The sequence below is a fragment of the Cellulomonas sp. P22 genome, from assembly GCF_044392165.1.
This window is the reverse complement of sequence record NZ_JBISBW010000003.1, coordinates 196,028-220,791: the sequence shown is the minus strand read 5'-3', so window position 1 is coordinate 220,791 and position 24,764 is coordinate 196,028. Positions and strand designations below refer to the sequence as shown.

26 protein-coding genes and 2 tRNA genes are annotated in these 24,764 nt (G+C 72.3%); 18 read left to right on the top strand and 10 right to left on the bottom strand.

The genetic code is table 11. The annotated features are described in order from the left end of the window. On the top strand, positions 1–395 hold a 395-nt coding region (locus ACGIF2_RS04085), incomplete at its 5' end, for a PKD domain-containing protein (RefSeq protein ID WP_396043758.1). A gap of 57 nt (positions 396–452) precedes the next feature. On the opposite strand, the gene ybaK is transcribed toward ACGIF2_RS04085, so the two are convergent. Together ybaK and ACGIF2_RS04075 are read right to left on the bottom strand one after the other, a co-directional pair. Further along, positions 453–953 carry a Cys-tRNA(Pro) deacylase gene (gene ybaK / locus ACGIF2_RS04080; RefSeq protein WP_396043756.1) on the bottom strand — a complete coding sequence of 167 codons (501 nt, stop codon included), beginning with the start codon at positions 951–953 and terminating at the stop codon, positions 453–455. Positions 954–1,006: 53 nt separating this feature from the next. Next, positions 1,007–3,547 carry a DEAD/DEAH box helicase gene (locus ACGIF2_RS04075; protein ID WP_396043773.1) on the bottom strand — a complete coding sequence of 847 codons (2,541 nt, stop codon included), beginning with the start codon at positions 3,545–3,547 and terminating at the stop codon, positions 1,007–1,009. A 110-nt stretch (positions 3,548–3,657) separates the two neighbouring features. Here ACGIF2_RS04075 and ACGIF2_RS04070 point away from each other — a divergent pair, with 110 nt between their 5' ends. Beyond that, on the top strand, positions 3,658–3,927 hold the full coding sequence (locus ACGIF2_RS04070) for an HPr family phosphocarrier protein (protein ID WP_396043754.1): 270 nt from the start codon (positions 3,658–3,660) through the stop codon (positions 3,925–3,927). 16 nt (positions 3,928–3,943) lie between these two features. Here ACGIF2_RS04070 and ACGIF2_RS04065 read toward each other — a convergent pair whose 3' ends face one another. Continuing rightward, a complete protein-coding gene (locus ACGIF2_RS04065) occupies positions 3,944–5,251 on the bottom strand; it encodes a PTS transporter subunit EIIC (protein WP_396043752.1) in 1,308 nt (435 codons plus the stop codon). A gap of 253 nt (positions 5,252–5,504) precedes the next feature. Between ACGIF2_RS04065 and ACGIF2_RS04060 the strand changes: the two genes are divergently transcribed. The 6 genes from ACGIF2_RS04060 to ACGIF2_RS04035 all read left to right on the top strand — a co-directional run bounded on the left by ACGIF2_RS04060 (position 5,505) and on the right by ACGIF2_RS04035 (position 8,583). Next, positions 5,505–6,296, top strand: coding sequence for a GntR family transcriptional regulator (locus ACGIF2_RS04060; protein WP_396043750.1), 792 nt, complete (start codon positions 5,505–5,507; stop codon positions 6,294–6,296). A 49-nt stretch (positions 6,297–6,345) separates the two neighbouring features. After that, entirely contained in the window at positions 6,346–6,621 is a 276-nt protein-coding gene (locus ACGIF2_RS04055) for a PTS transporter subunit EIIB (RefSeq protein WP_396043748.1), read from the top strand. After that, positions 6,618–6,869, top strand: a complete 252-nt coding sequence (locus ACGIF2_RS04050; protein ID WP_396043746.1) for a PTS transporter subunit EIIB — start codon at positions 6,618–6,620, stop codon at positions 6,867–6,869. Before ACGIF2_RS04055 ends, ACGIF2_RS04050 begins: the two co-directional genes overlap by 4 nt. After that, entirely contained in the window at positions 6,869–7,330 is a 462-nt protein-coding gene (locus ACGIF2_RS04045) for a PTS glucose transporter subunit IIA (RefSeq protein ID WP_396043744.1), read from the top strand. The genes ACGIF2_RS04050 and ACGIF2_RS04045 overlap by 1 nt, the downstream gene beginning before the upstream one ends. A 69-nt stretch (positions 7,331–7,399) precedes the next feature. Next, entirely contained in the window at positions 7,400–8,038 is a 639-nt protein-coding gene (locus ACGIF2_RS04040; RefSeq protein WP_396043742.1) for a hypothetical protein, read from the top strand. Then, a complete protein-coding gene (locus tag ACGIF2_RS04035) occupies positions 8,035–8,583 on the top strand; it encodes an RNA polymerase sigma factor (RefSeq protein WP_396043740.1) in 549 nt (182 codons plus the stop codon). The genes ACGIF2_RS04040 and ACGIF2_RS04035 overlap by 4 nt, the downstream gene beginning before the upstream one ends. Positions 8,584–8,601: 18 nt before the next feature. On the opposite strand, the gene ACGIF2_RS04030 is transcribed toward ACGIF2_RS04035, so the two are convergent. From ACGIF2_RS04030 to ACGIF2_RS04010, 5 genes are all read right to left on the bottom strand, one after another. Continuing rightward, positions 8,602–9,486: a hypothetical protein gene (locus ACGIF2_RS04030; protein ID WP_396043737.1), complete on the bottom strand. Its 885-nt coding sequence runs from the start codon at positions 9,484–9,486 to the stop codon at positions 8,602–8,604. After that, complete coding sequence (locus ACGIF2_RS04025) at positions 9,483–10,373, bottom strand: ABC transporter ATP-binding protein (RefSeq protein ID WP_396043735.1); 891 nt, start codon at positions 10,371–10,373, stop codon at positions 9,483–9,485. The genes ACGIF2_RS04030 and ACGIF2_RS04025 overlap by 4 nt, the downstream gene beginning before the upstream one ends. Continuing rightward, a complete protein-coding gene (locus ACGIF2_RS04020; RefSeq protein WP_396043733.1) occupies positions 10,370–10,834 on the bottom strand; it encodes a hypothetical protein in 465 nt (154 codons plus the stop codon). Before ACGIF2_RS04020 ends, ACGIF2_RS04025 begins: the two co-directional genes overlap by 4 nt. Before the next feature lie 235 nt (positions 10,835–11,069). Then, positions 11,070–12,560, bottom strand: a complete 1,491-nt coding sequence (locus ACGIF2_RS04015) for a methionine--tRNA ligase (protein WP_396043731.1) — start codon at positions 12,558–12,560, stop codon at positions 11,070–11,072. 392 nt (positions 12,561–12,952) lie between these two features. After that, a complete protein-coding gene (locus ACGIF2_RS04010; protein WP_396043729.1) occupies positions 12,953–13,933 on the bottom strand; it encodes a 3-methyladenine DNA glycosylase in 981 nt (326 codons plus the stop codon). Between the two features lie 163 nt (positions 13,934–14,096). Between ACGIF2_RS04010 and ACGIF2_RS04005 the strand changes: the two genes are divergently transcribed. The 7 genes from ACGIF2_RS04005 to ACGIF2_RS03975 all read left to right on the top strand — a co-directional run bounded on the left by ACGIF2_RS04005 (position 14,097) and on the right by ACGIF2_RS03975 (position 19,523). Beyond that, positions 14,097–14,918, top strand: a complete 822-nt coding sequence (locus tag ACGIF2_RS04005) for a methyltransferase domain-containing protein (RefSeq protein WP_396043727.1) — start codon at positions 14,097–14,099, stop codon at positions 14,916–14,918. A 28-nt stretch (positions 14,919–14,946) separates the two neighbouring features. After that, complete coding sequence (locus tag ACGIF2_RS04000; protein ID WP_396043725.1) at positions 14,947–15,732, top strand: fumarylacetoacetate hydrolase family protein; 786 nt, start codon at positions 14,947–14,949, stop codon at positions 15,730–15,732. Positions 15,733–15,797: 65 nt separating this feature from the next. Next, positions 15,798–17,315, top strand: a complete 1,518-nt coding sequence (gene gltX, locus ACGIF2_RS03995) for a glutamate--tRNA ligase (protein WP_396043723.1) — start codon at positions 15,798–15,800, stop codon at positions 17,313–17,315. Between the two features lie 124 nt (positions 17,316–17,439). Continuing rightward, positions 17,440–18,369 carry a lysostaphin resistance A-like protein gene (locus tag ACGIF2_RS03990; RefSeq protein ID WP_396043721.1) on the top strand — a complete coding sequence of 310 codons (930 nt, stop codon included), beginning with the start codon at positions 17,440–17,442 and terminating at the stop codon, positions 18,367–18,369. Beyond that, complete coding sequence (locus tag ACGIF2_RS03985; protein WP_396043719.1) at positions 18,366–19,103, top strand: HAD family hydrolase; 738 nt, start codon at positions 18,366–18,368, stop codon at positions 19,101–19,103. The genes ACGIF2_RS03990 and ACGIF2_RS03985 overlap by 4 nt, the downstream gene beginning before the upstream one ends. A 186-nt stretch (positions 19,104–19,289) precedes the next feature. Further along, positions 19,290–19,361 (top strand) — tRNA-Gln (locus tag ACGIF2_RS03980). A gap of 89 nt (positions 19,362–19,450) precedes the next feature. Beyond that, a tRNA-Glu gene (locus tag ACGIF2_RS03975) sits at positions 19,451–19,523 on the top strand. Between the two features lie 93 nt (positions 19,524–19,616). Here the strand turns inward: ACGIF2_RS03975 and ACGIF2_RS03970 are convergent. Together ACGIF2_RS03970 and ACGIF2_RS03965 are read right to left on the bottom strand one after the other, a co-directional pair. Next, entirely contained in the window at positions 19,617–20,015 is a 399-nt protein-coding gene (locus ACGIF2_RS03970) for an HPF/RaiA family ribosome-associated protein (RefSeq protein ID WP_396043717.1), read from the bottom strand. 172 nt (positions 20,016–20,187) lie between these two features. Further along, positions 20,188–20,907 carry an IclR family transcriptional regulator gene (locus ACGIF2_RS03965; protein WP_396043715.1) on the bottom strand — a complete coding sequence of 240 codons (720 nt, stop codon included), beginning with the start codon at positions 20,905–20,907 and terminating at the stop codon, positions 20,188–20,190. Between the two features lie 93 nt (positions 20,908–21,000). On the opposite strand from ACGIF2_RS03965, the gene leuC reads away from it, so the two are divergent. From leuC to ACGIF2_RS03950, 3 genes are all read left to right on the top strand, one after another. After that, positions 21,001–22,455, top strand: coding sequence for a 3-isopropylmalate dehydratase large subunit (gene leuC / locus ACGIF2_RS03960; protein WP_396043713.1), 1,455 nt, complete (start codon positions 21,001–21,003; stop codon positions 22,453–22,455). Positions 22,456–22,488: 33 nt separating this feature from the next. Continuing rightward, positions 22,489–23,160: a 3-isopropylmalate dehydratase small subunit gene (leuD, locus tag ACGIF2_RS03955; protein ID WP_396043711.1), complete on the top strand. Its 672-nt coding sequence runs from the start codon at positions 22,489–22,491 to the stop codon at positions 23,158–23,160. 148 nt (positions 23,161–23,308) lie between these two features. Next, a complete protein-coding gene (locus ACGIF2_RS03950) occupies positions 23,309–24,745 on the top strand; it encodes an MFS transporter (protein WP_396043709.1) in 1,437 nt (478 codons plus the stop codon). The last annotated feature ends 19 nt before the right edge of the window (positions 24,746–24,764 follow it).

Here is a 24,764-nt window from a genome sequence, read left to right as displayed (position 1 = left end):
CCGGTGACCAGCCTCAGGAGCTGACCACCACCCTGCTCGACTTCCCGATCACCGTGCGCGCCACCCCCACCCAGTACACCTGGGACTTCGGCGACGGCTCCACCCCACTGACCACCACCGACCCCGGCGCCCCGTTCCCCGCCGACGGGCACGTGGACGCCGGCCGCTACCCCGACGGCGTCATCGGCTACCCCTACCCCCACCTGGGCACCTTCACCATCACCCTCACCACCACCTGGGCCGGTCAGTACCAGGTCGCCGGCACCACCACCTGGCTACCCGTCACCGGCACCGCGACCACCACCACGACCCACACCCCCGTGACCGTCCTCGAATCCCGCACCCACCTCGTCGCCGAGAACTGCCACCAGAACCCCACCGGCCCCGGCTGCTGAGAACCCCGGCTGCTGACACGAGCGGTCACGAGGACCGCGGTGAGTGAGAGAAGAGCGTCAGTCGCGACCGATCTCGGCGACGGTGGCCGAGGTGAGGCGCACGAGGTCGTCGGGGGAGAGCTCGACGTCGAGCCCGCGCCGCCCGCCCGAGACGAACACGGTGTCGAAGAGCCAGATCGTCTCGTCGATCACTGTGGGGTGCGGCTGGCGCTGGCCGAGCGGCGAGATGCCGCCCACGACGTAGCCGGTGGCCCGCTCGGCGGCCTGCTTGTCGGCCATCACGGCCTTCTTGCCCCCGGCGGCGTGCGCGAGGGCCTTGAGGTCGAGCGTTCCGGTCACGGGCACGACGGCGACCGTCAGGGTGCCGTCGATGTCGGCCAACAGGGTCTTGTAGACCTGTTCGGGTGGCACGCCGATCGCCTGGGCGGCCTCGAGGCCGTAGCCGAGGTCGCTCGACGGGTCGTGCTCGTACGGGTGTGCTGTGTGCTCGACGCCGGCCTCCGCGAGCGCGACGAGCGCGGGGGTGCCGGTCGGACCGTGCTTCGAACCTTTGGCCACCCGGCCAGCCTAACCAGCGGCCCCGGCGGGCGTCGGGGCAGCGGCGCCGCCGGTCAGAGCGGCCCGACGTCGGTGATGCGGAGCACGACCTCCCCGGCGGCGTCGGACGCCGCGAGGTCCACGACGGCCTCGATGCGCCAGTCGTGGTCGCCCTCGGGGTCGTCGAGCATCTGCCGGACGCGCCAGGTGCCGTTGCCCGGCGTCACGACGAACAGCGCGGGACCGCGGGCTGCGCCGCCGGTGAGGATCTCGTCGTGGTCGTCGTAGAACGGGTCGAGGGCCTGCGCCCACCGGTCGGAGTCCCACGCCACACCGTCGGGGTCCTGGTCGCCGAGCGCGGCCAGGGCGCCGTAGGCCTCGCGTGCGGCGAGGTCGACGCGGCGGAACATGGCGCCGCGCACGAGGGCACGGAACGCGCGGGGGTTGGTGGTGAGCGGGGGCGGGGTGTCGTCGTCGACGGCTCCGGGGGCGTCGGCCCCTTCCTCGTCGAGCGGGTTGCGCAGGCGCTCCCACTCGTCGAGCAGGCTCGAGTCGGTGCGGCGCACGAGCTCGCCGAGCCACTCGACGATCTCGTGGAGCTCTTCGGTGCGGGCGTCGTCGGGCACCGTCTGGCGCAGGGCGCGGTAGGCGTCGGCGAGGTAGCGCAGCAGCACGCCCTCGGTGCGGTCGAGCGAGTACGCCGAGACGTACTCGGCGAACGTCATGGCCTTCTCGTGCATCTCGCGGACCACCGACTTGGGGGAGAGCTCGTGGTCGGCGACCCACGGGTTGGTCTTGCGGTACATCGCGAACGCCGCGCCGAGCAGCTCGGCCAGGGGGCGGGGGTAGGTGACGTCCTCGAGCAGCGCCATCCGCTCGTCGTACTCGATGCCGTCGGCCTTCATGGCGCCGATGGCCTCGCCGCGGGCCTTGTTCTGCTGGGCGGCGAGCACCTGGCGGGGGTCGTCGAGCGTGGCCTCGATGACCGAGACGACGTCGTGCGCGTAGGACGGGTCCTCGCGGTCGAGCAGGTCGAGGGCCGCGAACGCGAACGGGGACAGCGGCTGGTTGAGCGCGAAGTTGGCCGGGATGTCGACGGTCAGGCGCACGGTGCGGGGTGTGGGGCGGGTGCCGTCGTCGGGCAGGGGGACACGTTCGACCACGCCGGCGGTGCGCAGCGAGAGGTAGATCGAGATGGCCCGGCGCACGTGGGCGCCCTGGGCCGACTCGGGCTCGTGGTTGTCCGTCAGCAGACGCTTCATCGCGGCGACCGGGTCACCCTCGCGGGCGAGGACGTTGAGCACCATGGCGTGGCTCACGGTGAACGACGAGGTGAGCGGCTCGGGCGGTGCGTCACGCAGCCGCTCGAACGTCTTGTCGGTCCAGTTGACCGCACCTTCGGGGGCCTTCTTGCGGACGATCTTCTTGATCTTCTTGGGGTCGTCGCCAGCCTTGGCGAGCAGCTTGCGGTTCTCGATGACGTGGTCGGGGGCCATGACGATGACCTCGCCGACGGTGTCGTAGCCGGCGCGTCCGGCACGTCCGGCGATCTGGTGGAACTCGCGGGCCGAGAGGTGGCGCATGCGCACGCCGTCGTACTTGACGAGCGAGGTGAGCACGACTGTGCGGATGGGCACGTTGATGCCGACGCCCAGGGTGTCGGTGCCGCACACGACCTTGAGCAGCCCCTTCTGCGTCAGGCGCTCGACGACCCGGCGGTACTTGGGCAGCATCCCGGCGTGGTGGATGCCGATGCCGTGGCGCAGCAGCCGCGACAGGGTGCGCCCGAAGCCGGGGCCGAAGCGGAACGCCCCGAGCTCGTCGGCGATCGCGTCCTTCTGCTCGCGGGTGGCGAGGTTCATCGACAGCAGCGACTGCGCGCGCTCGACGGCCTCCTTCTGCGTGAAGTGCACCACGTAGACGGGCGCGCGCCGGGTCGTGACGAGCTCCTCGAGCAGCTCGTGCAGGGGTTCGACCGCGTAGCTGAAGGTCAGCGGCACGGGACGCTCGGCGTTGGCGATGACGGCGACCTCGCCGCCGGTGCGCCGCGTGAGGTCCTCGGCGAAGAAGCTGACGTCGCCCAGGGTCGCGGACATGAGCACGAACTGCGCGTCGGTCAGCTCGAGCAGCGGCACCTGCCAGGCCCAGCCGCGCTGCGGGTCGGCGTAGAAGTGGAACTCGTCCATGACGACCTGCCCGACGTCCGCGGCCGAGCCCTCGCGCAGCGCGGTGTTGGCGAGGATCTCCGCGGTGCAGCAGATGATGGGCGCGGACGGGTTGACGGCCGAGTCGCCCGTCATCATGCCGACGTTCTCGGAGCCGAACGCGGCGACGAGGTCGAAGAACTTCTCGCTGACCAGGGCCTTGAGCGGCGCGGTGTAGAACGTGCGCCGTCCCTGGGCGAGGGCGACGAAGTGCGCCGCGACCGCGACGAGCGACTTCCCCGAGCCGGTGGGGGTCGAGAGGATGACGTGCGAGCCCGTGACGAGCTCGAGCAGCGCCTCCGACTGGTGCGGGTACAAGGAGAGGCCCTGGTCGGTCGCCCAGCCGACGAACGCCTCGTACAGCGCGTCCGGGTCGTGGGGGTCGGCGGGGATCCGCTCGGTCAGCGTCAGTGTCTGGGGGCGGGCGGAGTCGGGCACCCGACCAGTCTCCCAGGTCTGCGTGCCGACTTCGCCGGGTTCGGGTGTCGCCTGCCCTGGTCTGGACCAGTACGGTGGGCCGCATGGAACGTACGCACGTCGTCACCGTCGACGGCGGTCTGCACGCACGGCCCGCGGCACAGCTCGTGGCCGAGGCCGCACGCCAGCCCGTGCCCGTGACCATCCGGACGGCGACCCGCGGGCCGGTCTCCGCAGCGAGCATCCTCGGGGTGATGACCCTCGGCGCGATGCCCGGCGACACCGTGGTCCTGTCGACCGAGACCGACGACGAGCAGGCGAGCGCGACGCTCGACGCGCTCGTCGCGTTCCTCGAGCGGGCCGGCGCGAGCTGACGCCCGGGCCGCCGACTCAGTTCGCGCGGCGCGCGGTGTCCCGGGAGACCCCGGCGGCGTCCGGCTCGTCCAGCTGCCCCTGCCCGGGCTCGTCATCCGGCTCACGCCCCGGTGTCCGCAGGTTCCATCGGATGATGACCCAGCGGAAGAGCACGTAGTACACGGCCGCGTAGGCGAGCCCGACGACGATCAGCAGCAGGGGTTGTTCGGCGATGCGGAAGTTGAGCAGGTAGTCGATCGCCCCGGCCGAGAAACCGAAGCCGTCCCGGATGCCGAGCGCGTTGACCAGGGCGAGCGACGTCCCGGTCAGCACCGCGTGGATCGCGTACAGCGGGTAGGCGACGTACACGAACGCGAACTCGAGCGGCTCGGTGACCCCCGTGACGAACGCGACGAGGGCCGCCGATCCCATGATCCCCGCGATGAGCTGGCGGTTCCTCGCGTGCGAGGTGTGCACGATCGCGAGCGCGGCGGCCGGGAGCGCGAACATCATGATCGGGAAGAAGCCCGTCATGAAGGTGCCCGCCGTCGGGTCGCCGTGCAGGAACCGCGCGATGTCGCCGTTCCACACCTTGCCGCTCGCGTCCGTGAACTCCCCGAACTGGAACCACGGCAGCGAGTTGAGCAGGTGGTGCAGCCCGAACGGCACCAGCAGCCGGTTGAGCGTGCCGTACACGAACGCCCCGAGAACGGTGCTGCCGGTGACCCAGCTGCCGACCGCGCCCAGGCCGGCGTCGAAGACCGGGTACACGAGCGCGCCGACCACCGCGATGCCGATGGCCGCGACCGCCGTGACGATCGGCACGAAGCGTCGGCCGCCGAAGAACGCGAGGTACGGCGGGAGCTTGATCCGGTAGTACTTCTGGTAGAGCAGTGCGGTCACCAGGCCGATCACGATCCCGCCGAGCACGCCGTAGCTGATGAGCTCCTGCGTCTCGCCCTCGGGTGCCTCGCCCAGCACGTAGGGCGAGAGCGCGTCGCTCACCCCCGTGAACACGAGGTACCCGATGAGCGCGGCGAGGCCGGTCGAGCCGTCGGCCTTGCGCGCGTAGCCGACCGCGACGCCGAGGGCGAACAGCATGGCCAGGTTGGCGAACAGGGCGTTGCCAGCTGCTCCGAGCACGTCGGCGACGGGCTGCAGCCAGGGAGCGTGCCGGGCGAGGCCATCGGCGCCGAGCATGTCGTCCTGCCCCAGGCGCAGCAGCAGAGCTGCGGCGGGCAGCGAGGCGATCGGCAGCATGAGCGAGCGTCCGATGCGCTGCAGCTGGGCGAGGCCGGGTATGCCGCGTCGGGTCGAGGGTGCGGTGTCGACGGGGACGGTCATCGGTGCTCCTGGTTGCGCACGGGTGCCACGAGGGCGGGGGAGCGACCCGGGGGGACGAAGACCAGGGCCGCGAGACGCGGGTCGTGCTCCGACGACGCCGGCGTCGGTGCGCGGCGTCAGGCCTGCGAAATGTCTGAACCAGTTGCGCCAGGGTGGTCTAGACCTCAAGATGTGTCAAGAGATCGCACAGGGATGGCACAGCGCCGGTGCACGGGATGGTCCGTCCACCCACGACGCGAAGGGACGGGCTCACGTGACCAGCGGCACGCCCGACGCCACGGCCGGTCTCGACGCGTCCGCAGGCCACAAGTACCTCGCCGTCCGGGAGTACCTGAACCGGCTCGTCGCGCGCGAGCTCGACGTCGGCGACGCCATCCCCTCCGAGCGCGCGCTGGCCGAGCACTTCGGCATCTCCCGCATGACGGTGCGCCAGGCGATCGACGCGCTCGTGGCCGAGGGGACGCTGCTGCGTGAGCAGGGACGCGGCACCTTCGTGGCGCCGCGTCGAGTCGACTTCGAGATGCGGCTCACGACGTTCGGCGAGGAGATGCGCCGCCGCGGCATGGTGCCCGACTCCAAGGTTCTCGCCGCCGAGACGGTCCCGTGCGCGCCGGACGTCGCCGACGCGCTCGGGATCCCCGCCGGGGCGCCGACGCACCACCTGTGCCGGGTGCGGTACGCGGACGGCACCCCGATGAGCATCGAGAAGCTCTGGGTCCCCGTCGCGCTCGCCCCGGGGCTGCTCGCCGCTGACCCTCCGGCGAGCGTGTACGACGCGCTGCGCCGGCTCGGGCTCGCCCCGGTCTGGGGCGAGGAGACGCTTACCGCCTCCGAGGCCACCGAGCACGAGGCGTCGCTGCTGGACATGCGCAACCAGCGCGCCGTGATGCGCGCCGAGCGGCGCACGTTCTCCGACTCCGGGCCGAGCATGCTCTCGCGGGCGTGCTACCGCGGCGACCGGTACAGCATCTGGGTGCCGCTCGGCGCCCCCCGACCCGTGCTCGTGCCCCGCGCCCCCCGCGTGGCCGAGGACGACACCCCCTGAGCACGACGTGCTCGATGGCGACGACCGACTCGACGACGAGGTGGCGACGATGGACGTGGTGGGCAGCCCGCACGACGACGTGGTGGACAGCCAGCGAAGCCAGGCCGCAGCGATCCTGGCCGCGCTCGGCGGGGTCACCAACATCGAGGAGATCGAGCCGTGCACCACGCGGCTCCGGTCGCTCGTCAAGGAGCCCGGACTGGTGGACGTCGCCGCGTTGCGAGCCGCCGGGACCTATGGGGTGATGATCTCCGGACGCGTGGTCCAGGTGGTCGTCGGGCCGTGCGTCGATACGCTGGCCACCGACCTCGAGGAGCTCCTGTGAGCGCGGACGTGCACGGGACGAGCAAGGCGGCGCAGATCGTCCGGGGCCTGGGCGGTGACGCCAACATCCTCGACCTCGAGCCCTGCATCACCCGGCTGCGCGTCGAGGTCGTCGAGGCCGGCCTGGTCGACGTCCGCGCGCTCAGGGCCGCGGGTGCCGTCGCTGTCGTGACGTCGGGCAACGCCGTGCAGGTGGTGGTCGGCCCGGAGGCCGACACCCTCGCGTCGGACATCGAGGACCTGCGCTGATGGCCCAGGTCACGCTCCTCGCGCCGGTGTCCGGGACCGTCACGGCGCTCGCGGACGTCGACGACCCCGTGTTCTCGGCCGAGCTCGTCGGGCCCGGCCTCGCGATCGCGCCGGACCAGGACGGAGGCGGCACTGTGCTCGCGCCGGTCGCGGGCCAGGTCGTCAAGCTGCACCCCCACGCGTTCGTCGTGCAGTCCGGCACCGGTGCGGCTGTGCTAGTCCACCTCGGCATCGACACCGTGCAGCTGGGCGGGGAGGGCTTCGCGCTGCACGTCGCGGAGGGCGACCAGGTCGAGGCCGGGCAGCTCCTCGTCACGTGGGACCCAGCCGTCGTGGAGCAGGGCGGCCGCTCGGCGGTGTGCCCCGTCGTGGTGCTCGAGGCCGAGCCCGGGTCGCTCGCACGGCACCACGAGCCGGGCGCGCACGTGACGGCCGGGCAGCCGTTCCTCGACTGGTCGTGACACGCGTCGTCGTCAGGACGTGGTGGTGGACATGTCAGGGGTGAGGGACCACCTGACGAAGGAGCCGTGATGGACACCGCCACGCACGACGACGACCCCCGCCTCGACGGGCTGCTGGACAGGTCGGCACCGCCGACCATGCTCGCCGCACAGGCGGACGGGCAGGCGCTGCACCAGATGGCGCTCGCGGCCCGGGGCGAGGCGCGGCCCGTGCGCTGGCCGCGGACCGCACGGCGCACGGCTGGGTTCGCCGCGGCCCTGGGGCTGGGGCTCGGCGGCGTGGGTGTCGCCGCGGCGGCGGTCACCGGGGTCGACCTGCCCTGGTCGCCCTGGGCGCAGGAGCCCGATGCCACCCTCACCTACACGTTGCCCAGCGGTGCCGTCTGCGAGCAGCGACTGGGGAACGTCGAGAGCTCCGATCAGGCGCGGGTCGAGGCCCTGCAGGAGTACGTCAGCACCCACGACGTCCTCGCCCTGGCAGACGTCGACGGCGCGATCACCCAGATGCGCACGGAGGAGCGCACCTTCGAGGGTCACCGGGCGGAGTACCCCAGCGAGTACTACCCGAGCCCCGACTCCGAGTACCAGCAGGCCGTCTCCCAGGCTGTGGCTCACCTGGTGTTCGGCGAGCTCGAGCGCCGGGGCTTCGGCCCCGACACGGACCTCAGCCTCATGGGCGAGGCGCACTGCCCAGGCGCCAAGTGGTGAGCTCGCACCGCGAACGGACCGACGCGCTGCTCATCGACGCGCTCAGCCTGAACGCGTCGCACCTGCTGCGGTACCTCGAGCGGCGGGTCGGGGCCGACGACGCCCCGGACGCGCTCGGCGAGGTCATGGTCGCGGCGTGGCGGCGCTGCGACGACCTGCCGGCCGACGGGCAGGGCGCGCGCATGTGGCTGTTCGGCATCGCCCGCAACGTGGTCCTCAACGTCCAGCGCGGCAAGCGTCGACGGCTGGGCCTGGCCGACCGGCTCCGCCAGCAGCGCCCCGCCGACCCGGTGCACCACGGCGGGGCCGACGAGGGGCTCGAGGTGCGCGACGCCATCGCACGCCTCGACCCGGACCTGGCCGAGCTCGTCCGCACTGTCCACTGGGACGGCTTCACCCTCGCCGAGGCGGCCCAGATCCTCGGCATCCCGGCGTCGACCGCGCGCAGCCGCTACGGACGCGCCCGGACCGAGCTCCGTGCCGTCCTGCTGCCTGCCGCCCCGCCCACGGACAGAAGCGGGGTGGGTGCAGCGACGCGGCGCTGAGCCGCGAGCGGCCGCTGGTCAGGTCCAGATCGGGCGACGAGCCGCGCGGGCGCCCGCCAGGACGAGCAGCAGGCCGAGGCCACAGGCGAGCAGGTACGGGGTCAGCTGCCCGGGCCCCGCTGCCAGGGGATCGGCACACCTCGGGACGTCGCACGCCAGGGAGAGCTCTCTGCCAGGGTCGGGCGAGATGACGAGGTCGATGAGTCTGCTGCCCGGTGTGCGCCATCCGTTCTGCAGGAGCGCCGGCATGAGCGTCTCCACCACCAGCACGTACGCGAGGACGGCGACGACGACCAGCACGTCGGACCGCAGCACCGTCGCCGCGGACGCACCGACGAGACCACCCAGACCACCGAGCACGGCTCCGCGTCCCACCAGGAAGGCGATCGTGAGTGCGTCGGCCCCCGAGGTCGATCCCCTGAGGGCGGCCGTCAGGAAGAGGAGCCCGCTGAGCGCGATCAGCGCGACGAGCGTGAGCACCGCACTCAGCGCGGCCCACACCACGATCCGTACCGCGGCCGGTCGTGCGCGTCGCCGCCAGTCGGGGAACGTGACCCCGACGGCTCGGGTCCGCCAGTCCCCTCCGGCCAGGATCGCGCCGCCGACCGCAGTGATCAGGGCGATCGCGACTGTTGCGCCGGCGAGGTCGTACGGGTACTGGCTGGCGAACATGTACCGGGGCTCGGCGTAGGTGGCACCGGGGTCGATGGGCGCGCCGGTCTGCGCCGCGAGCGTGGCGGCCAGCTCGGTCGCCGCCTGGACCGCGGGGCCGGTGTCCGCCGTACTGGTGATGAACCGGAAGCCGACGAACACCGCCACCAGCCCGAGCACCGTCGAGGCGACCACCACGACTGTGCGGCGACGCAGCTGGAGGTAGACCTCCGCACTCAATGCCTGGTTCATGCTCGACCCCTTCTGCGCGGCCGGCCGCGTTCCGGTGCGGAGGCGAACTTCGCGTAGATGCGCGCGAAGAGCCCGTGGTCGACGGTGGCTTCGGTGACTTCCACCTGGTCGACGAGGATTGAGAGCACTGTCGACAGCGTGGCGGTGGGCCCCACCTGGATGCCTCGTGCGGTCGCGGTGCTGTCGATGCCGGCGGCCAGGAGCATCTTGGTGGCCTGCGCGTCGTCCGAGGTGCGCAGGACGTGTCCCGGAGCGGGCAGGTCGTCAGCGACGTCGCGGACCGTGCCGTGGGCGGTGAGCTGCCCGTCGCGCAGGCACGTGACCCCGTCGCACACGAGCTCGAGCTGTGCCAGGTCGTGCGAGCAGATGATGACGGTCCGCCCCTCGTCGCGCAGACCGTGGATCAGGGTGAGCAGGGCATCGACGCCCTGCGGGTCCAGGCCCGTCGTGGGTTCGTCGAGGACGATGGTCTGCGCGTCGGCCATGAGCGCCGTCGCGATGGCGACCCGCTGGATCATCCCGGTCGACAGGGCGCCTGCCCGGCGGTCGATGAACGGTGCGATCCCGGTGTGCTCGACGGCGGTCGCCACGGCCGAGGGGGCTGAACCCAGAAGGCGACGCCGGTGCTCGAGGATCTGGGCGACGGCCAGATCACCCGGCAGCCGGGTGCCCACGAACAGCACCGACGGTTCGCTGCTCGTGCGGATGCTGCCGCTCGCCACCGGCACCAGACCGCTCAGGGCGCGCATCAAGGTGGTCTTGCCCGCACCGTTGTGGCCGAGCAGCGCGTGCACCGTGCCCGCGGGCACGGCGAACGTCACCGAGTCGACGAGACGACGGCCACGGCGGTCGACCGACACGGCGCTGAACTCGACCGCCGCACTCACTCGGTGCCCGAGACCGCGCACACGACCGGCGTCTGGGGCCCCTGCCAGTCGGTGTCAGAGATGACCGTGATCTGGAGCAGACCCGTGAGGGGAACCCCGAGGTCGTCGGCGTACTGCTGAAAGGTGTCCTGACACGCGGCTATCGCGTACCCGTTCACCACGCTCGGTGCGGGTCGCTCGGCAGGGGCGTCCTCACCCAGCACCACGACGGCCTGCACCGGCATCGCTCCCGCTTCGTCGCACGAGACCGACGGCGCCTTCCCGTCGATCGGTCCGGTTCCCCCGATGCAGTCGCCGGCGGCGATCTCGTCGAAGCCAACAGGCTGGATGACTGAAGCATCCCGGACCCCGATCGTCACCGGACCGCCCTCGTCCTGACCGGCCGAGCAACCCGTCAGGGCGATCGCCGCGAGCATGACTGCGGCCAGCACGGCAGGTCTCGCGCATCTCGTCGTCGACATCCGCGCCACCCCTTGTGATGCGCGGGAACACCCCCGTGCCCCCTGGCGACGACGACGCTAGCCGCAGGTCCAGCGGCTGTCAGGCAGTTGCTGACATCCACAGCCCACGTTCAGACATCGCGGACGAGGGCGCACGTTCACGGGAGCCCGTCGCTCAACTCGAGAAGGCGCGTGCGGACATGTGCGGCCCGCTCTGCGGACTCCCGCCGCCGCACGTCATGCTCGGCCTTGGCGTCTAGGCGACGACACGAGGGAAGGCAGGAGTCGGGGTGCCGGCGGGTGCGGCCAGCTGGTCGGTCAGCCGGGCGGAGCCGTCGGGTGCGAACGGCTCTAGTTCGTCTGCCGCGACCTGACAGATGTGCAGGAGGGTGTCGATGACGGCCTCGAACCTGGCGGCTGCCTCGGTGTCTCCACTGTCGGCGGCCTTGGCCAGGCGCCACGGAGCCTCGTTCTCGATGAACCTGTTGCCCTCTTCAGCGAGTCCCGCGACGGCCTCGCACGCGGTCCTGAAGTCGTAGCGGGCGAGTGCCGCGTCGATGGTGGCGGGCAGGGCATCCGCGGCTGCGCGGAGGTCGTCCCCGACGTCTGGTGTGGGTGCCGGGTGCCAGGTCCGCTCCCGGCCAGCGAGGGTCAGGGTGCGTGAGGCGAGGTTGCCGAGGGCGTTGGCCAGGTCACGGTTGTAGCAGGCGACGAGGCGCTCTTCGGTGAAGTCAGTCGTCCCTACCGGGGACGGGTCGCGCAGCAGCCACCAGCGCAGAGCGTCCGCGCCGTGGCTTCGCACCACTGTGGTCGGGTCGGCGGCCTGTGCTCCGCTCTTGGCGATCTTGGACCCGTCGACCGTGAGGTAGTCGTGCACAAGGACGCGGGTGGGGAGAGGGAGACCTGCGGAGAGCAGGAACGCGATCCAGTGCACCGCGTGGAAGCGAGCGATGCCCTTGCCGATGACGTGGATGTTCTCGACGTCGGGCGCCCACCATCGCTGGTAGTCGGCGTCGTCGGTGCCGTAGCCGAGGCCCGTGAGGTAGTTGGCGAGGGCGTCGAACCACACGTAGACCACCTGGTCCGGGTCGCCGGGGACGGGGATGCCCCATCCGTTGGCCCGTGCGGACGGACGGGAGACGGACAGGTCGTGGACCTCGCCGGCGAGGAAGCCGAGGAGCTCGTTGCGACGCTGCCGGGGCTCGACCGCCAGCGTGCCGCTGCTGATGAGCTCGACGAGCTCGTCGCGGTAGCGGGACAGGCGGAAGAACCAGTTGGTCTCGATGACCTCGTGGACCGGCGCCCGGTGCTCTGCGCACAGACCGTCGACAAGCTCGTCGAGGGCGTAGAACTGCTCGCAGCCAGGGCAGTACAGACCGACGTAGTCCTTCTGGTAGATGTCGCCAGCGGCCCTGCAGGCATCCCACAGGGCGGTGACGCCGGGCGCGTGCCGCGGGTCGCTGCTGGTGCGAAGGAACTCGTCGGTCTTCACTCCGAGCGCAGCCGCGAGCTCGATGAACCTGTCGCCGTTCGTCGCGACCAGGTCGGCCACCGCGACGCCCGCGCGGGCCGCAGCGCTGACGTTCTTGATGGCGTGATCGTCCGTCCCGGACTGCACCCGGACCGCGCCGCCTCGGCGTCGTCGGTGCCGGGCCAGGACGTCGACGTGGACGAGCTCGAGGGCGTGGCCCAGGTGCGGGCTGCCGTTCACGTAGGGGATCGAGGTGGTGATGTACAGGTCGTTCATCGTGAGTCCTCCGTCGGGGCGCGGTGTCACGTGGACACCTGGGCGGGCGCGGAGGCCAGGAACAGAAGAAGGCCCCCGCAGAGCGAGGGCCTGAGCGTCACGAGTGCGCGATGACTAAGCCCCCTGATGGAGGCGCATCATCGAAACAGCAAGCGTGGCGGTCATAGAGGGACCATATCGCCTCAGAGAAGTCACAGGGTGTGGACGCGCCTGCCGCGCGCTGACACGCTGGGCGGCGCCAGGAAACCCGAGACAGGGGCGGACATGCAGTCAGGCGACGACCGGGGTCCGGGACAGGACGAGCGGCCGCTGGGGGAGCGCCCCGCCTCAACCAGAACCCCGTGGGCGCGAGCTTCAGGGACGGCCCCCGAACGGTGCCCGCCTCGGCCCGGTCACTGCTGCTCGGACTGCTCCCGGTGGTCATCGGCCTGGCCCTGCTGTTCCTGCTCGTCCGGTAGGCGAGTCGGGCGCGTCGGCTGCGCAGACGTCCCGAGGACCTGCGCGCACACGTCGAGCAGGCGGTCGCGGAGCACAGCGGTGCGGGCCGCGAACTCCCGCTGCCGTGCGACGTACTCGGCCTTGCCCTCGGGCGTCTCGATCGCGACCGCTCGTTCGCCGAGCGAGGTGACGTCGTAGGGCGACGCCTGCATGTCGAGCGTGCGGATGTCGCGTGCGAGCTCGAAGCAGTCGAGCAGCAGCTCGCCGGGCACGGCCGGCCCGAGCTTGAGGGCCCACTTGAGGCTGTCCATGTTGGCGTGCAGGCAGCCGGGCTGCTCGGTCGCGACCTGCGTCTCGCGGGTGAGCGTCGTGCGGTTGAGCGGGATCGCGTCGGGGGTGAAGAAGCGGAACGCGTCGAAGTGTGTGCAGCGCACGGGGTGCTGCTCGACCACGGCGTCGGTGCCCTCACGGCCGAGCCGCAGGGGGAGCGAGTGGCGTCGGCGGGTGTCGTCCTGCCGGTAGACCATGGCCCACTCGTGCAGCCCGAAGCAGCCGGTCAGGGGAGTGCGCGCGGCGGTCGCGGCAAGCAGGGCGTGGACGTGGCGCACCAGGTCGCCGCGGTCGGCGAGGAACGCGTCGACGTCGAGCCCCACGGTGCCGTCGGCGGCGGTGCGGTACCAGCGCCAGCCGGTGTGCTCGGCCGGACCCTCGGCGCTCGGGGCGAGCGAGATGCCTGCGCCCGGGTGCCAGCGGCGCAGCAGCGACGGCTTGACGTTGTAGTAGTCGTAGAGGAAGTCGTCGATCGGGTGCCGCTCGCCGGCCGCCCGACGCGCCCGGTGCCCCGCGGTGAGCTCGTCGGCGCGGGTCGCGTGCGCGGCGGCCCGGGGGAGCCAGGTGCTCGGCGCGAGCGCCTGGGTCTCGGTGGGCGCTGTCACCCGACCAGGGTAGGCGCGCCACCCGAGCGCGGACGCCGGTCGTCGTGGCGGCCTCCCGGCAGCCTGCCGGTGGCGCGGGCGTGGAACCGCGACGAATCTTGCGATGAGAGACGGATCGGTCCAAGGCTTGAAACGCGGACACCCGATCGGTCTACAGTGCGACGTGAGCACCAAAGCCCCGCAGGACGTCTACACCCATGGTCACCACGAGAGCGTGCTGCGCTCGCACCGGTGGCGCACCGCCGAGAACTCGGCCGGCTATCTCCTCCCGGTGCTGCGCCCGGGCCTGCGGGTGCTCGACGTCGGCTGTGGTCCGGGCACCATCACGATCGACCTCGCCGCACGCATCGCCCCGGGGGAGGTCATCGGGCTCGACCGCTCGTCGGCCGTGATCGAGGCGGCCCGCGAGGCCCAGGCCGAGGCGGGTGCCGAGAACGTGTCGTTCGTGGTGGGGGACGTCTACGAGCTCTCGTACCCCGATGCGTCGTTCGACGTGGTGCACGCCCACCAGGTGCTCCAGCACCTCACCGACCCCGTCGCCGCGCTGCGCGAGATGAGGCGCGTCGCACGCCCCGGGGGCTACGTCGCGGTCCGCGACGCCGACCACGGCGCGATGACCTGGTACCCGCCGTCCGCGGGGCTCGACGAGTGGCTCGCGCTCTACCACGAGGTCACGCAGGCCAACCACGCCGAGGCCGACGCGGGCCGGCGGCTGCTCGGCTGGGTCCGCGAGGCCGGGTTCGACCCCGCGGGCATCGCCCCCGGCGCCGGGGTCTGGTGCTACGCGACCCCCGAGGACCGCACCTGGTGGTCGAGCCTGTGGGCCGATCGTGCTGTCGCGTCGAACTTCGCCGCGCAGGCGATCGAGTACGGCCTGGCCGACGACGTGGGCCTCGAGCACCTCGCCGAGGCGTGGCGCGACTGGGGCCGGGCCGAGGACGGCTGGTTCTCGATCCTGCACGGCGAGGTCCTCGCGCGCGTCTGACCCGCCGCCCGCTGGTTAGGGTGGGGACGTGCGCATCGCGAGGTTCACCACGGGGGACGACCCCCGCTACGCCCTGGTCGACGGAGAGGCTGGCTCCGAGCAGCTGGTCGTCATCACCGGAGACCCCATCTACACCCCGGTCCAGCCGACCGGTGAGCGGATCCCGCTCGACGACGACGGGGTGCGGCTGCTCGCCCCCGTGATCCCGCGGTCCAAGATCGTCGGGGTCGGGCGCAACTACGCCGCGCACGTCGCCGAGATGGGCAACGAGCTGCCGTCCGCCCCGCTGCTGTTCCTCAAGCCCAACACCTCGGTGATCGGGCCCGACGACCCGATCGTGCTTCCCGACTGGACCGAGGACGTCCACCACGAGGCCGAGCTGGCCGTGGTGATCGGCAAGGTCACCAAGAACGTCACCCTCGAGCGGGCTCTCGACCAGGTGTTCGGCTACACCGTGGCCAACGACGTCACGGCGCGGGACGCGCAGCGCGCCGACCCGCAGTGGACGCGCGCCAAGGGCTTCGACACGTCGTGCCCGATCGGACCGTGGATCGTGCCCGGCCTCGACGTCGCGGACCTCGCGGTGCGTGCACGGGTCAACGGTGAGCTGCGTCAGGACGGCAGCACGTCGCAGATGGTCTTCGACGTCGCGTACCTGGTCTCGTACGTCTCCGAGATCTTCACGCTGCTGCCCGGCGACGTGATCCTCACGGGGACGCCCGCGGGCGTGGGCCCGATCGTGGACCGCGACATCGTCGAGGTCGAGGTCGAGGACATCGGCACGCTGCGCAACCCGGTCATCCGCCGCGCCTGACCTCCGCGCCCGACCCCGCAGCGGGTGCCGCGGGGTCGGGGCGGCGCGGTGGCTAGGCTGGGGCCGTGACTTCTGCTGCCTCTGAGACGCCCACCGGCTCCGCGATCCGTGTCCGCTTCTGCCCGTCGCCCACGGGCACCCCGCACGTCGGGCTGATCCGCACGGCCCTGTTCAACTGGGCCTACGCGCGGCACACGGGCGGCACGTTCGTCTTCCGCATCGAGGACACCGACGCCGCGCGCGACTCCGAGGAGAGCTACCTCCAGGTGCTCGACGCGCTGCGCTGGCTCGGGCTGGACTGGGACGAGGGCGTCGAGGTGGGTGGCCCCCACGAGCCGTACCGCCAGTCGCAGCGCATGGACCTCTACCGCGACGTCGCGCGTCGGCTGCTCGAGGCCGGTTTCGCGTACGAGTCGTTCTCGACCCCCGAGGAGATCGAGGCCCGCCACCGTGCCGCCGGCCGCGACCCGAAGCTCGGCTACGACGGCTTCGACCGCGACCTGACCGACGAGCAGAAGGCCGCGTACCGCGCCGAGGGGCGCGACCCGGTGCTGCGCCTGCGGATGCCCGACGAGGACATCACGTTCACCGACCTGGTGCGCGGCGACATCACGTTCAAGGCCGGCTCGGTGCCCGACTTCGTGATCGTGCGCGGCAACGGGCAGCCGCTGTACACGCTGGTCAACCCGGTGGACGACGCGCTCATGGGGATCACCCACGTGCTGCGCGGCGAGGACCTGCTCTCGTCGACGCCCCGCCAGGTCGCGCTGTACCGCGCGCTGCTCGCGATCGACGTCGCGACGGTCATGCCCGTGTTCGGGCACCTGCCGTACGTCATGGGTGAGGGCAACAAGAAGCTCTCCAAGCGTGACCCCGAGTCGAACCTGTTCCTGCACCGCGAGCGCGGGTTCACCCCCGAGGGCCTGCTGAACTACCTCGCGCTGCTCGGCTGGTCGATCTCGCCCGACAACGACATCTTCTCGGTCGACGAGCTCGTCGCGGCGTTCGACATCACGGACGTGAACCCGAACCCGGCTCGCTTCGACCTCAAGAAGGCCGAGGCCATCAACGCGGCGCACGTGCGCCTGCTGGCCGCCGACGACTTCCGCGACCGTCTGGTGCCGTACCTGCACGCCGCGGGCCTCGTGCCGGCCGGGTCGTACGCGGACCTGGCCCCCGAGCACCGTGCGCTGCTCGACGTCGCGGCGCCGCTGGTCCAGGAGCGCATGACGCTGCTCGGCGAGGCGCCCGGCATGCTCGGCTTCTTCTTCGCGGCCGACGACGCGGTCGTGGTCGAGGACGACGCCCGCGCGGGGCTGCGCGACGAGGCCCCCGCGGTGCTCGACGCGGCCACCGCGGCTCTCGAGGCGATCCCCGTCGACGCGTTCACCACGGAGGCGACGCAGACCGCGCTGCAGGCGGCCCTCGTGGACGGGCTCGGCATCAAGCCGAGGTTCGCCTACACGCCGCTGCGCACCGCGCTCTCGGGGCGCAGGGTCTCGCCGCCGCTGTTCGAGTCGATGGAGATCCTCGGCAAGAAGTCCACGCTCGTCCGCATCGCGGCGCTCCGCGCGAGCCTCTGACGGCCTGCCGCCCGCACCCGTGACGACGCCTGCGGCCCCTCTGCCCGGTCCTGCCGCGGCAGGGGGGCCGCGGGCGTATCCGCAGGCCCTGCGTGGTCCGTGGCACCGCTGGTGGCGGCCGCTGGTGGGGCTCGCGGTGGTGCTGGGCACCGGCCTCGTGGGTCTCCTCACGGTCGTGCTCGTCCTCGCGGTGCTCGCCGTCGTGGCGATGGCCACCGGCGGGACCGGCCTGCTCGACCTGCCCGACGACGCGTGGTTCGTCACGCCGTGGGGCATGCTCGCGACGAACCTGCTGCTCGCGGCCGGCATCCCGGTCGCCATGCTCGCGGTGCGGGTGGGGCACCGGTGGCGCCCCGGCTACGTGTCGTCGGTCGTGGGCCGGCTGCGGTGGAGGGTGCTGCTCGGCTCGGCGGCGCGGGCGGCGCTCGTGCTCGTGCCCGCCCTGCTCGTCACGGTCGTGGTCGACGCCGCGTTCACGGGCACGCTCGGCGACCTCACGGCGTTCGACCCCGAGCCGCGGTGGGCCGCGCTGGCCCTCGTGGTGCTGCTCACGACCCCGTTGCAGGCCGCCGGGGAGGAGTACTTCTTCCGCGGCTGGCTCACGCAGGCCATCGGCAGCTGGTGCGCGCGACCCCTCGTGGCCCTCGTGCTGCCCGCGCTCGTGTCGGCCACCGTGTTCGCGCTCGCGCACGGCAGCCAGGACCCGTGGCTGTTCGCCGACCGCTTCGCGTTCGGGCTCGTCGCGAGCGTGCTCGTGTGGCGCACGGGCGGGCTCGAGGCGTCGATCGCGGTGCACACGGTCAACAACGTCGCCGCGTTCGCCCTCGCCATCGCGTACGGCGGTCTGGCGGACTCGCTGGCGGCCACCGAGGCCGCACCCTGGGTCGTGGTGCTCGACGTGCTCGCGTTCGCGGGCGCGGCGTTCCTCGCGGCCCGCTGGGCCACCCGCTCGGGCGTGCGGCGCGAGGTGCCCGGCGGCTGGGTCGGGCGCGCCGGCCGGGCCTCGCCCCGCACCCCCGACCACCAGACGACGACCGGAGGAAGGACGCCATGACCGTCGACGGAGTGCTGTTCGACATCGACGACACGCTCGTCGACACGCGCGGGGCGTTCGGGCCCGCCCTCGCGGGGATCGCGCGCCGCTACCTGCCCGAGGTGGGGCCGGACCGCGACCACGAGGTCCTTGCGGCCTGGCGGGCCGACGCCGGCAACCACTTCCAGGCGTACGCGGACGGACGGGTCGGCTACCGAGAGCAGCGCCACGCCCGGGCGAACGCGCTGCACGACGCGTTCGGCGGGCCCGAGCTCGACGAGGTGGCCTACGCGGCCTGGGACGAGCTGTTCGAGCAGGGGTTCTCGTCGTCGTGGACCGCGATCGAGGACGCCGAGAAGGTCGTCGACCTGCTGCTCGAGGCCGGGCTGGCGGTCGGTGCCCTGTCGAACGCCGGGAGCGCCTACCAGGCGAGCAAGCTCGCCCGGGCGGGCCTCGGCGACCGTGTCCCGATGCTCGTGGGGGTCGACACCCTCGGCTTCGGCAAGCCGCACCCCGAGGTGTTCCTCGAGGCGTGCCGGCGCCTGGGCACCGAGCCCGCGCGCACCGTCTACGTGGGGGACGAGCTCGACGGGGACGCGGTGGCCGCCGTGCGGGCCGGGCTCCGGGGGATCTGGCTGGACCGACCTGGACCGCGGCGTCGCCTCGTCGACGCTGCGGACGTCGATGCGGCGGTGAACCAGGGCGTGATGGTCGTCACTTCCTTGGGCGAGATCCCGGGGCTGCTGGGGCTCTGATGCGGGTCAGGCCCGGCCTCGGCCTCGCGGGCCGGGGTCGTCGGCCGGCGACCGCTCGAGGCGTGGTTTGGTGAGGCCCCGTCGTTCCGGTAATGTTCTCGACCGGTGGGGCATCCACGGGATGCCGCTGAGACCAGGTCTTTGACCCGGTGGAGGGCGGTATCGGCGCGGAGGTCCTTACCCCCATGGGGTATGGTGTAATTGGCAGCACGACTGATTCTGGTTCAGTTAGTCTAGGTTCGAGTCCTGGTACCCCAGCGGTTGGCAAGGCTCCGGAGAACATCCGGTAGAGTTGTCACCCGGCAGCCGACGAGGAAACTCGCAGGATGCTGGCTCAAGTGTTGCAGGCCCCCGTTGTGTAGCGGCCTAGCACGCCGCCCTCTCACGGCGGTAGCGCCGGTTCGAATCCGGTCGGGGGTACGTCAAGGCCCGGTCATCGCGAGATGACCGGGCCTTTTTCGTGCCCGCGGGGCCCGGCGCCACGGGCTGACGTGATCTGTGTCACGACGCGCGTCAGCGACGGTACGGGTCGCGCTCGTGCTGCTCGCGCTTGTTCTTCCGGGTGCGCAGCTCACGGTCCATCTCGTCGCGGACCTTGCCGAGCGCGCGGTCCACGTCCTCGTCCTCCGCGTCGGCCACGAGCTCGGGGTAGCCCGCGATGCTGACCACGAGCGTGACCGCCTGGCCGCGGTGCGTCGCGTCCTTGCGGTCCAGGGCCAGGTCGACCTGCTCGGCCGTGTAGCCCTCCAGGAGCGGCTCGAGGCGGTGCAGCTTGGCGACGATCTCGGGACGCTCGGCGTCGCTGAACCCCTTGACCAGCCGCAGCGAGCCGTCGACGGTCGCGGGGGCGTGCGGGTCGGGGGCCCGGGGCTCCGGCTCGGGCGAGCGCGGGCGTTCTGGACGTTCGGTCACGGTTCCCACCTCCGGCAGCGGTCGTCCTGCCATCGTCCGCGCGTGCGCACGGCCCTGCACCACGAACCGGCCCGCACCGTGAGCCGCCCCGCACCGGGGCCGGACGCAGCAGGACCGCAGGACGGTCGTGCCGTCCTGCGGTCCTCGGCCTGCTGGTCGGGTCTGGTCTGCGCTACTCGCCCGTGCGGCGCAGCACCTCGGTGAGGCGGTTGGCGGCCGAGACGACCGCGCCGGCGTGCAGACGGCCGGGCTGGCGCGACAGCCGCTCGAGCGGTCCGGAGATGGAGACGGCCGCCACGATGCGTCCCGAGGGGCCGCGCACGGGCGCGGAGACGGACGCGACGCCGACCTCGCGCTCGGACACCGACTGCGCCCAGCCGCGCCGCCGCACGCCCGAGAGGATCGTGGCCGTGAACTTGGCGCCCTGCAGCCCGCGGTGCAGGCGGTCGGGCTCCTCCCACGCGAGCAGGATCTGGGCCGCGGAGCCCGCCTGCATCGTGAGGGTCGCGCCCACGGGGATCGAGTCCCGCAGGCCGATCGGCCGTTCCGCGGCGGCCACGCAGATACGCTGGTCACCCTGGCGACGGTAGAGCTGGGCGCTCTCGCCGGTGTGGTCGCGCAGCGCTGTCAGCACTGGCCCTGCGGCCGCGAGGAGCCGGTCCTCACCGGCGGCGGTGGAGAGCTCCGCGAGACGCGGGCCGAGCACGAATCGGCCTTGCATGTCGCGGGCGACGAGCCGGTGGTGCTCGAGGGCTACGGCGAGCCGATGAGCCGTCGGGCGGGCGAGATGAGTGGCGGTGACGAGCTGGGCGAGAGTCGCCGGGCCCGCCTCGAGGGCGCTGAGGACGGACGCGGCCTTGTCCAGCACGCCGACTCCGCTAGAGTTGTCCATAGGTCGATATTGCCGTCTCGTAGGCTGAGACGCAAGTAGCTCGAACGGATACCACCCCGTAACCCCCCAAAGGGACACGCGAGAGGACACGACATGGCCGGCACGCTGGCAGAGAAGGTCTGGGACGCGCACATCGTGCGCCGCGGCAGCGACGGCGCGCCGGACCTCCTCTACATCGACCTGCACCTCGTGCACGAGGTCACGAGCCCGCAGGCGTTCGAGGGGCTGCGGCTCGCGGGACGCCCGGTGCGCCGACCCGACCTCACGATCGCGACCGAGGACCACAACACCCCGACGCTCGACATCGACCGCCCCATCGCGGACGTCACGAGCCGGACCCAGATCCAGACGCTGCGCAACAACGCCGCCGAGTTCGGCGTGCGCCTGCACTCGCTCGGCGACGCGGACCAGGGGATCGTCCACCAGGTCGGCCCGCAGCTGGGCCTGACGATGCCCGGCCTGACGGTCGTGTGCGGCGACTCGCACACCTCGACGCACGGCGCGTTCGGTGCCCTCGCGTTCGGCATCGGCACGAGCGAGGTCGAGCACGTGCTCGCGACCCAGACGCTGCCGCTGACCCCGTTCAAGACCATGGCGATCACCGTCGACGGCGAGCTGCCCGCGGGCGCCACGTCGAAGGACATCATCCTGGCGATCATCGCCAAGATCGGCACGGGCGGCGGTCAGGGCTACGTGCTCGAGTACCGCGGCGAGGCCATCCGCAAGCTGTCGATGGAAGCCCGCATGACGGTCTGCAACATGTCGATCGAGGCGGGTGCCCGCGCCGGCATGATCGCCCCCGACGAGACCACGTTCGAGTACCTCAAGGGCCGTCCGCACGCGCCCGAGGGTGCGGACTGGGACGAGGCCGTCGAGTACTGGAAGACGCTGCGCTCGGACGACGACGCGCAGTTCGACACCGAGGTCGTGCTCCACGCGTCCGACCTCGAGCCGTTCGTGACCTGGGGCACCAACCCGGGCCAGGGCCTGCCGCTGTCGGCGAACGTCCCCGTGCCCGCCGAGATCGCGGACGCGGACGAGCGCCAGACCGCCGAGCGCGCCATCGAGTACATGGGCCTGACGCCCGGCATGCCGCTGCGGGACATCGCCGTGGACACGGTCTTCATCGGCTCGTGCACGAACGGTCGCATCGAGGACCTGCGCTCCGTGGCCAAGCTCGTCAAGGGCCGCACCAAGGCCGACTCGGTGCGCGTGCTCGTCGTCCCGGCATCGGCGCGCGTGCGCCTGCAGGCTGAGGCCGAGGGGCTCGACCGGATCTTCCTCGACTTCGGCGCGGAGTGGCGCAACGCGGGCTGCTCGATGTGTCTGGGCATGAACCCCGACCAGCTGGCCCCGGGGGAGCGCTCGGCGTCCACGTCGAACCGCAACTTCGAGGGTCGCCAGGGCAAGGGCGGACGCACGCACCTCGTCTCGCCGCTCGTCGCGGCCGCCACGGCCATCCGGGGCACGCTCTCGTCGGTCTCCGACCTGGGCCCGGACGTCGTTGCCCCCGACGGCAGCCCCCTCGACGACCTGCAGCTCGTCTGACCCTGACGGCCCCACGAGAACGAGAGACGCACCATGGAGAAGTTCACCCAGCACACCGGCGTCGGGGTCCCGCTGCGCCGCAGCAACGTCGACACCGACCAGATCATCCCTGCCGTGTACCTCAAGCGGGTCACGCGCACGGGCTTCGAGGACGCCCTGTTCGCCGCGTGGCGCGGCGACCCGGAGTTCGTCCTCAACCAGGACGCGTACCGCTCCGGCTCCGTCCTGGTCGCGGGCCCCGACTTCGGCACCGGCTCGTCCCGTGAGCACGCCGTGTGGGCGCTCAAGGACTACGGCTTCAAGGTCGTCGTCTCGGCACGCTTCGCCGACATCTTCCGCGGCAACTCCGGCAAGCAGGGCCTGCTCGCCGCGCAGGCGTCGCAGGAGGACATCGAGCTCATCTGGAAGATCCTCGAGACCCGTCCCGGCACCGCCGTGACCGTCGACCTCGAGAGCCGCACGATCGTGTGCGACGACGTGGTCGTCCCGTTCCAGGTCGACGACTACACGCGGTGGCGTCTGCTCGAGGGCCTCGACGACATCGGTCTGACCCTCCAGCACGAGGCCGACATCACGGAGTTCGAGGCCTCACGCGCCGCATGGCGCCCGAAGACCTTGCCGGCCAAGCACCTGCCGACCGTCGAGATCCAGGCGGCCCGGCCCGTGGGCGTCCCCGTCGATCTGGGCCCCACCCGCACCGTCTGACAGGCGTCACGCAGGCGGGCGGCTCGTCGTCGCCCACGGGCCGCCCCCGCGCGGGCGGCCCGCCACCGGCCTACCGTCGACGCATGGCCGTGGCACCGCGCGTCGCCCCCCGTGAGGCGCCCCCTGCTGCCGAAGGGCGGGTCTGACCGTGGCGGCCCGCTGGGGCCCCGGCTTCGCCGTCGTCGAGGTCGGCGTCGCGCTGGCGATCATCAGCGTCACCACGGTCAACTCGATCCTCCCCGACCTGCGGCGCGACCTCGGAGCCACCACGAGCGACCTGCAGTGGGTCGTCTCCGGCTACCTGCTCGCCTACGGCCTGGCGATGGTCGTCACGGGGCGGCTCGGTGACGTGTGGGGACGCAGGCCCACGTTCCTCACCGGCGCCGCGGTGTTCACCACCGGCAGCCTGGTGGCGGCGACCGCTCCCGACGCGCAGGTGCTGCTCGTCGCCCGTCTCGTGCAGGGCTTCGGCGCCGGGTTCCTCAACCCGCAGGCGACGGCGCTGATCCGCGACCTCGTGCCGGCGCCCTCCCGGGCGCGCGTGTTCGGGTGGTACGAGGCCGTCGCGGGCGCGGCGATCGCCGTCGGCCCGTTCATCGGGGGCGTCCTGGCCGAGCTGGGCGGTGGCCCCTCGGGCTGGCGGTGGGTCTTCTGGGTCAACGTGCCGATCGGCCTGCTCGTGATCGCCGGTGGCGCCCGGTGGCTGCCGGAGCCGAAGCCCGCCACCGTCTCCGGTCGTGCGGACGTGGTGGGCGTGGCACTGCTGTGGGCGGGGCTCGCGGCGCTGCTCGTCCCCGTCTTCGAGCTCAGCGACCTCCCCGCAGGCGTCGTGGTGGCCAGCCTGGCCGGTGCCGTCGTGCTGTTCGCCGTGTTCACGGCCTGGGAGCAACGGGTGCACCGCCGCGGAGGCGATCCGGTGGTCGACCTCCGGCTGTTCGCCAAGCGCGCGTACAGCACGGGCGCTGGGCTCAACGTGGCCTACATGGCGGGCTACACCGCGTTGTTCTACGTGCTGACGCTCTACCTGCGCTCGGGCCTCGGCCTGAGCCAGGTGCAGGCCGGGGCGATGCAGCTCCCGGTCGCGGTCGGTGCCGCGGTCGCGGCCCCGATCATCGGGCGACGCGGGTCGGGCCGCCCACGGGTGGTGCAGCTGATCGGCGTGGTGCTGATGGTGGTCGGGGCACTCATCACCTGGGGCCTGGCGGAGGTGTTCGGCGACCGGATCGCGACGCTGCTGTGGTGCCTGGTGGTGCCGCTGATCGGCATCGGCGTGGGCGGCTCGCTCGTGATGACCATGAACCTCGCCCTGATGAACGCCGCGATGCCGGCCGACGAGGCGGGGAGCGGCAACGCGGTGCGCCAGACGTCCGCGCGGGTCGGCGCCACGGTGGGCACCTCGACCGTGGGTGCGGTGTTCGCCGCCGTGCTGGGCGCGAGCGGGGCCGCTTCGACCGTGCGCGCGGACTGGGACCGGGCGCTGTCGGCAGGCATGGCGATGTCTGCGGGCTTCCTCGCCCTGATGCTGGTCCCGGTCGGGGTGGACCTGGTGGGCTTCCTGCGGGAACGGCGCAGGCCGCAGCGGTGAAGGTTCTGCGGGCGGGCGG

Coding starts and splice junctions, on each gene's coding strand:
- ACGIF2_RS04070 (WP_396043754.1), top strand. CDS start 3,658: ATGGAACGTACGCACGTCGTCACCGTCGACGGCGGTCTGCACGCACGG.
- ACGIF2_RS04065 (WP_396043752.1), bottom strand. CDS start 5,251: ATGACCGTCCCCGTCGACACCGCACCCTCGACCCGACGCGGCATACCC.
- ACGIF2_RS04055 (WP_396043748.1), top strand. CDS start 6,346: ATGGACGTGGTGGGCAGCCCGCACGACGACGTGGTGGACAGCCAGCGA.
- ACGIF2_RS04045 (WP_396043744.1), top strand. CDS start 6,869: ATGGCCCAGGTCACGCTCCTCGCGCCGGTGTCCGGGACCGTCACGGCG.
- ACGIF2_RS04040 (WP_396043742.1), top strand. CDS start 7,400: ATGGACACCGCCACGCACGACGACGACCCCCGCCTCGACGGGCTGCTG.
- ACGIF2_RS04030 (WP_396043737.1), bottom strand. CDS start 9,486: ATGAACCAGGCATTGAGTGCGGAGGTCTACCTCCAGCTGCGTCGCCGC.
- ACGIF2_RS04020 (WP_396043733.1), bottom strand. CDS start 10,834: ATGTCGACGACGAGATGCGCGAGACCTGCCGTGCTGGCCGCAGTCATG.
- ACGIF2_RS04015 (WP_396043731.1), bottom strand. CDS start 12,560: ATGAACGACCTGTACATCACCACCTCGATCCCCTACGTGAACGGCAGC.
- ACGIF2_RS03985 (WP_396043719.1), top strand. CDS start 18,366: ATGACCGTCGACGGAGTGCTGTTCGACATCGACGACACGCTCGTCGAC.
- ACGIF2_RS03965 (WP_396043715.1), bottom strand. CDS start 20,907: ATGGACAACTCTAGCGGAGTCGGCGTGCTGGACAAGGCCGCGTCCGTC.
- leuC (WP_396043713.1), top strand. CDS start 21,001: ATGGCCGGCACGCTGGCAGAGAAGGTCTGGGACGCGCACATCGTGCGC.
- leuD (WP_396043711.1), top strand. CDS start 22,489: ATGGAGAAGTTCACCCAGCACACCGGCGTCGGGGTCCCGCTGCGCCGC.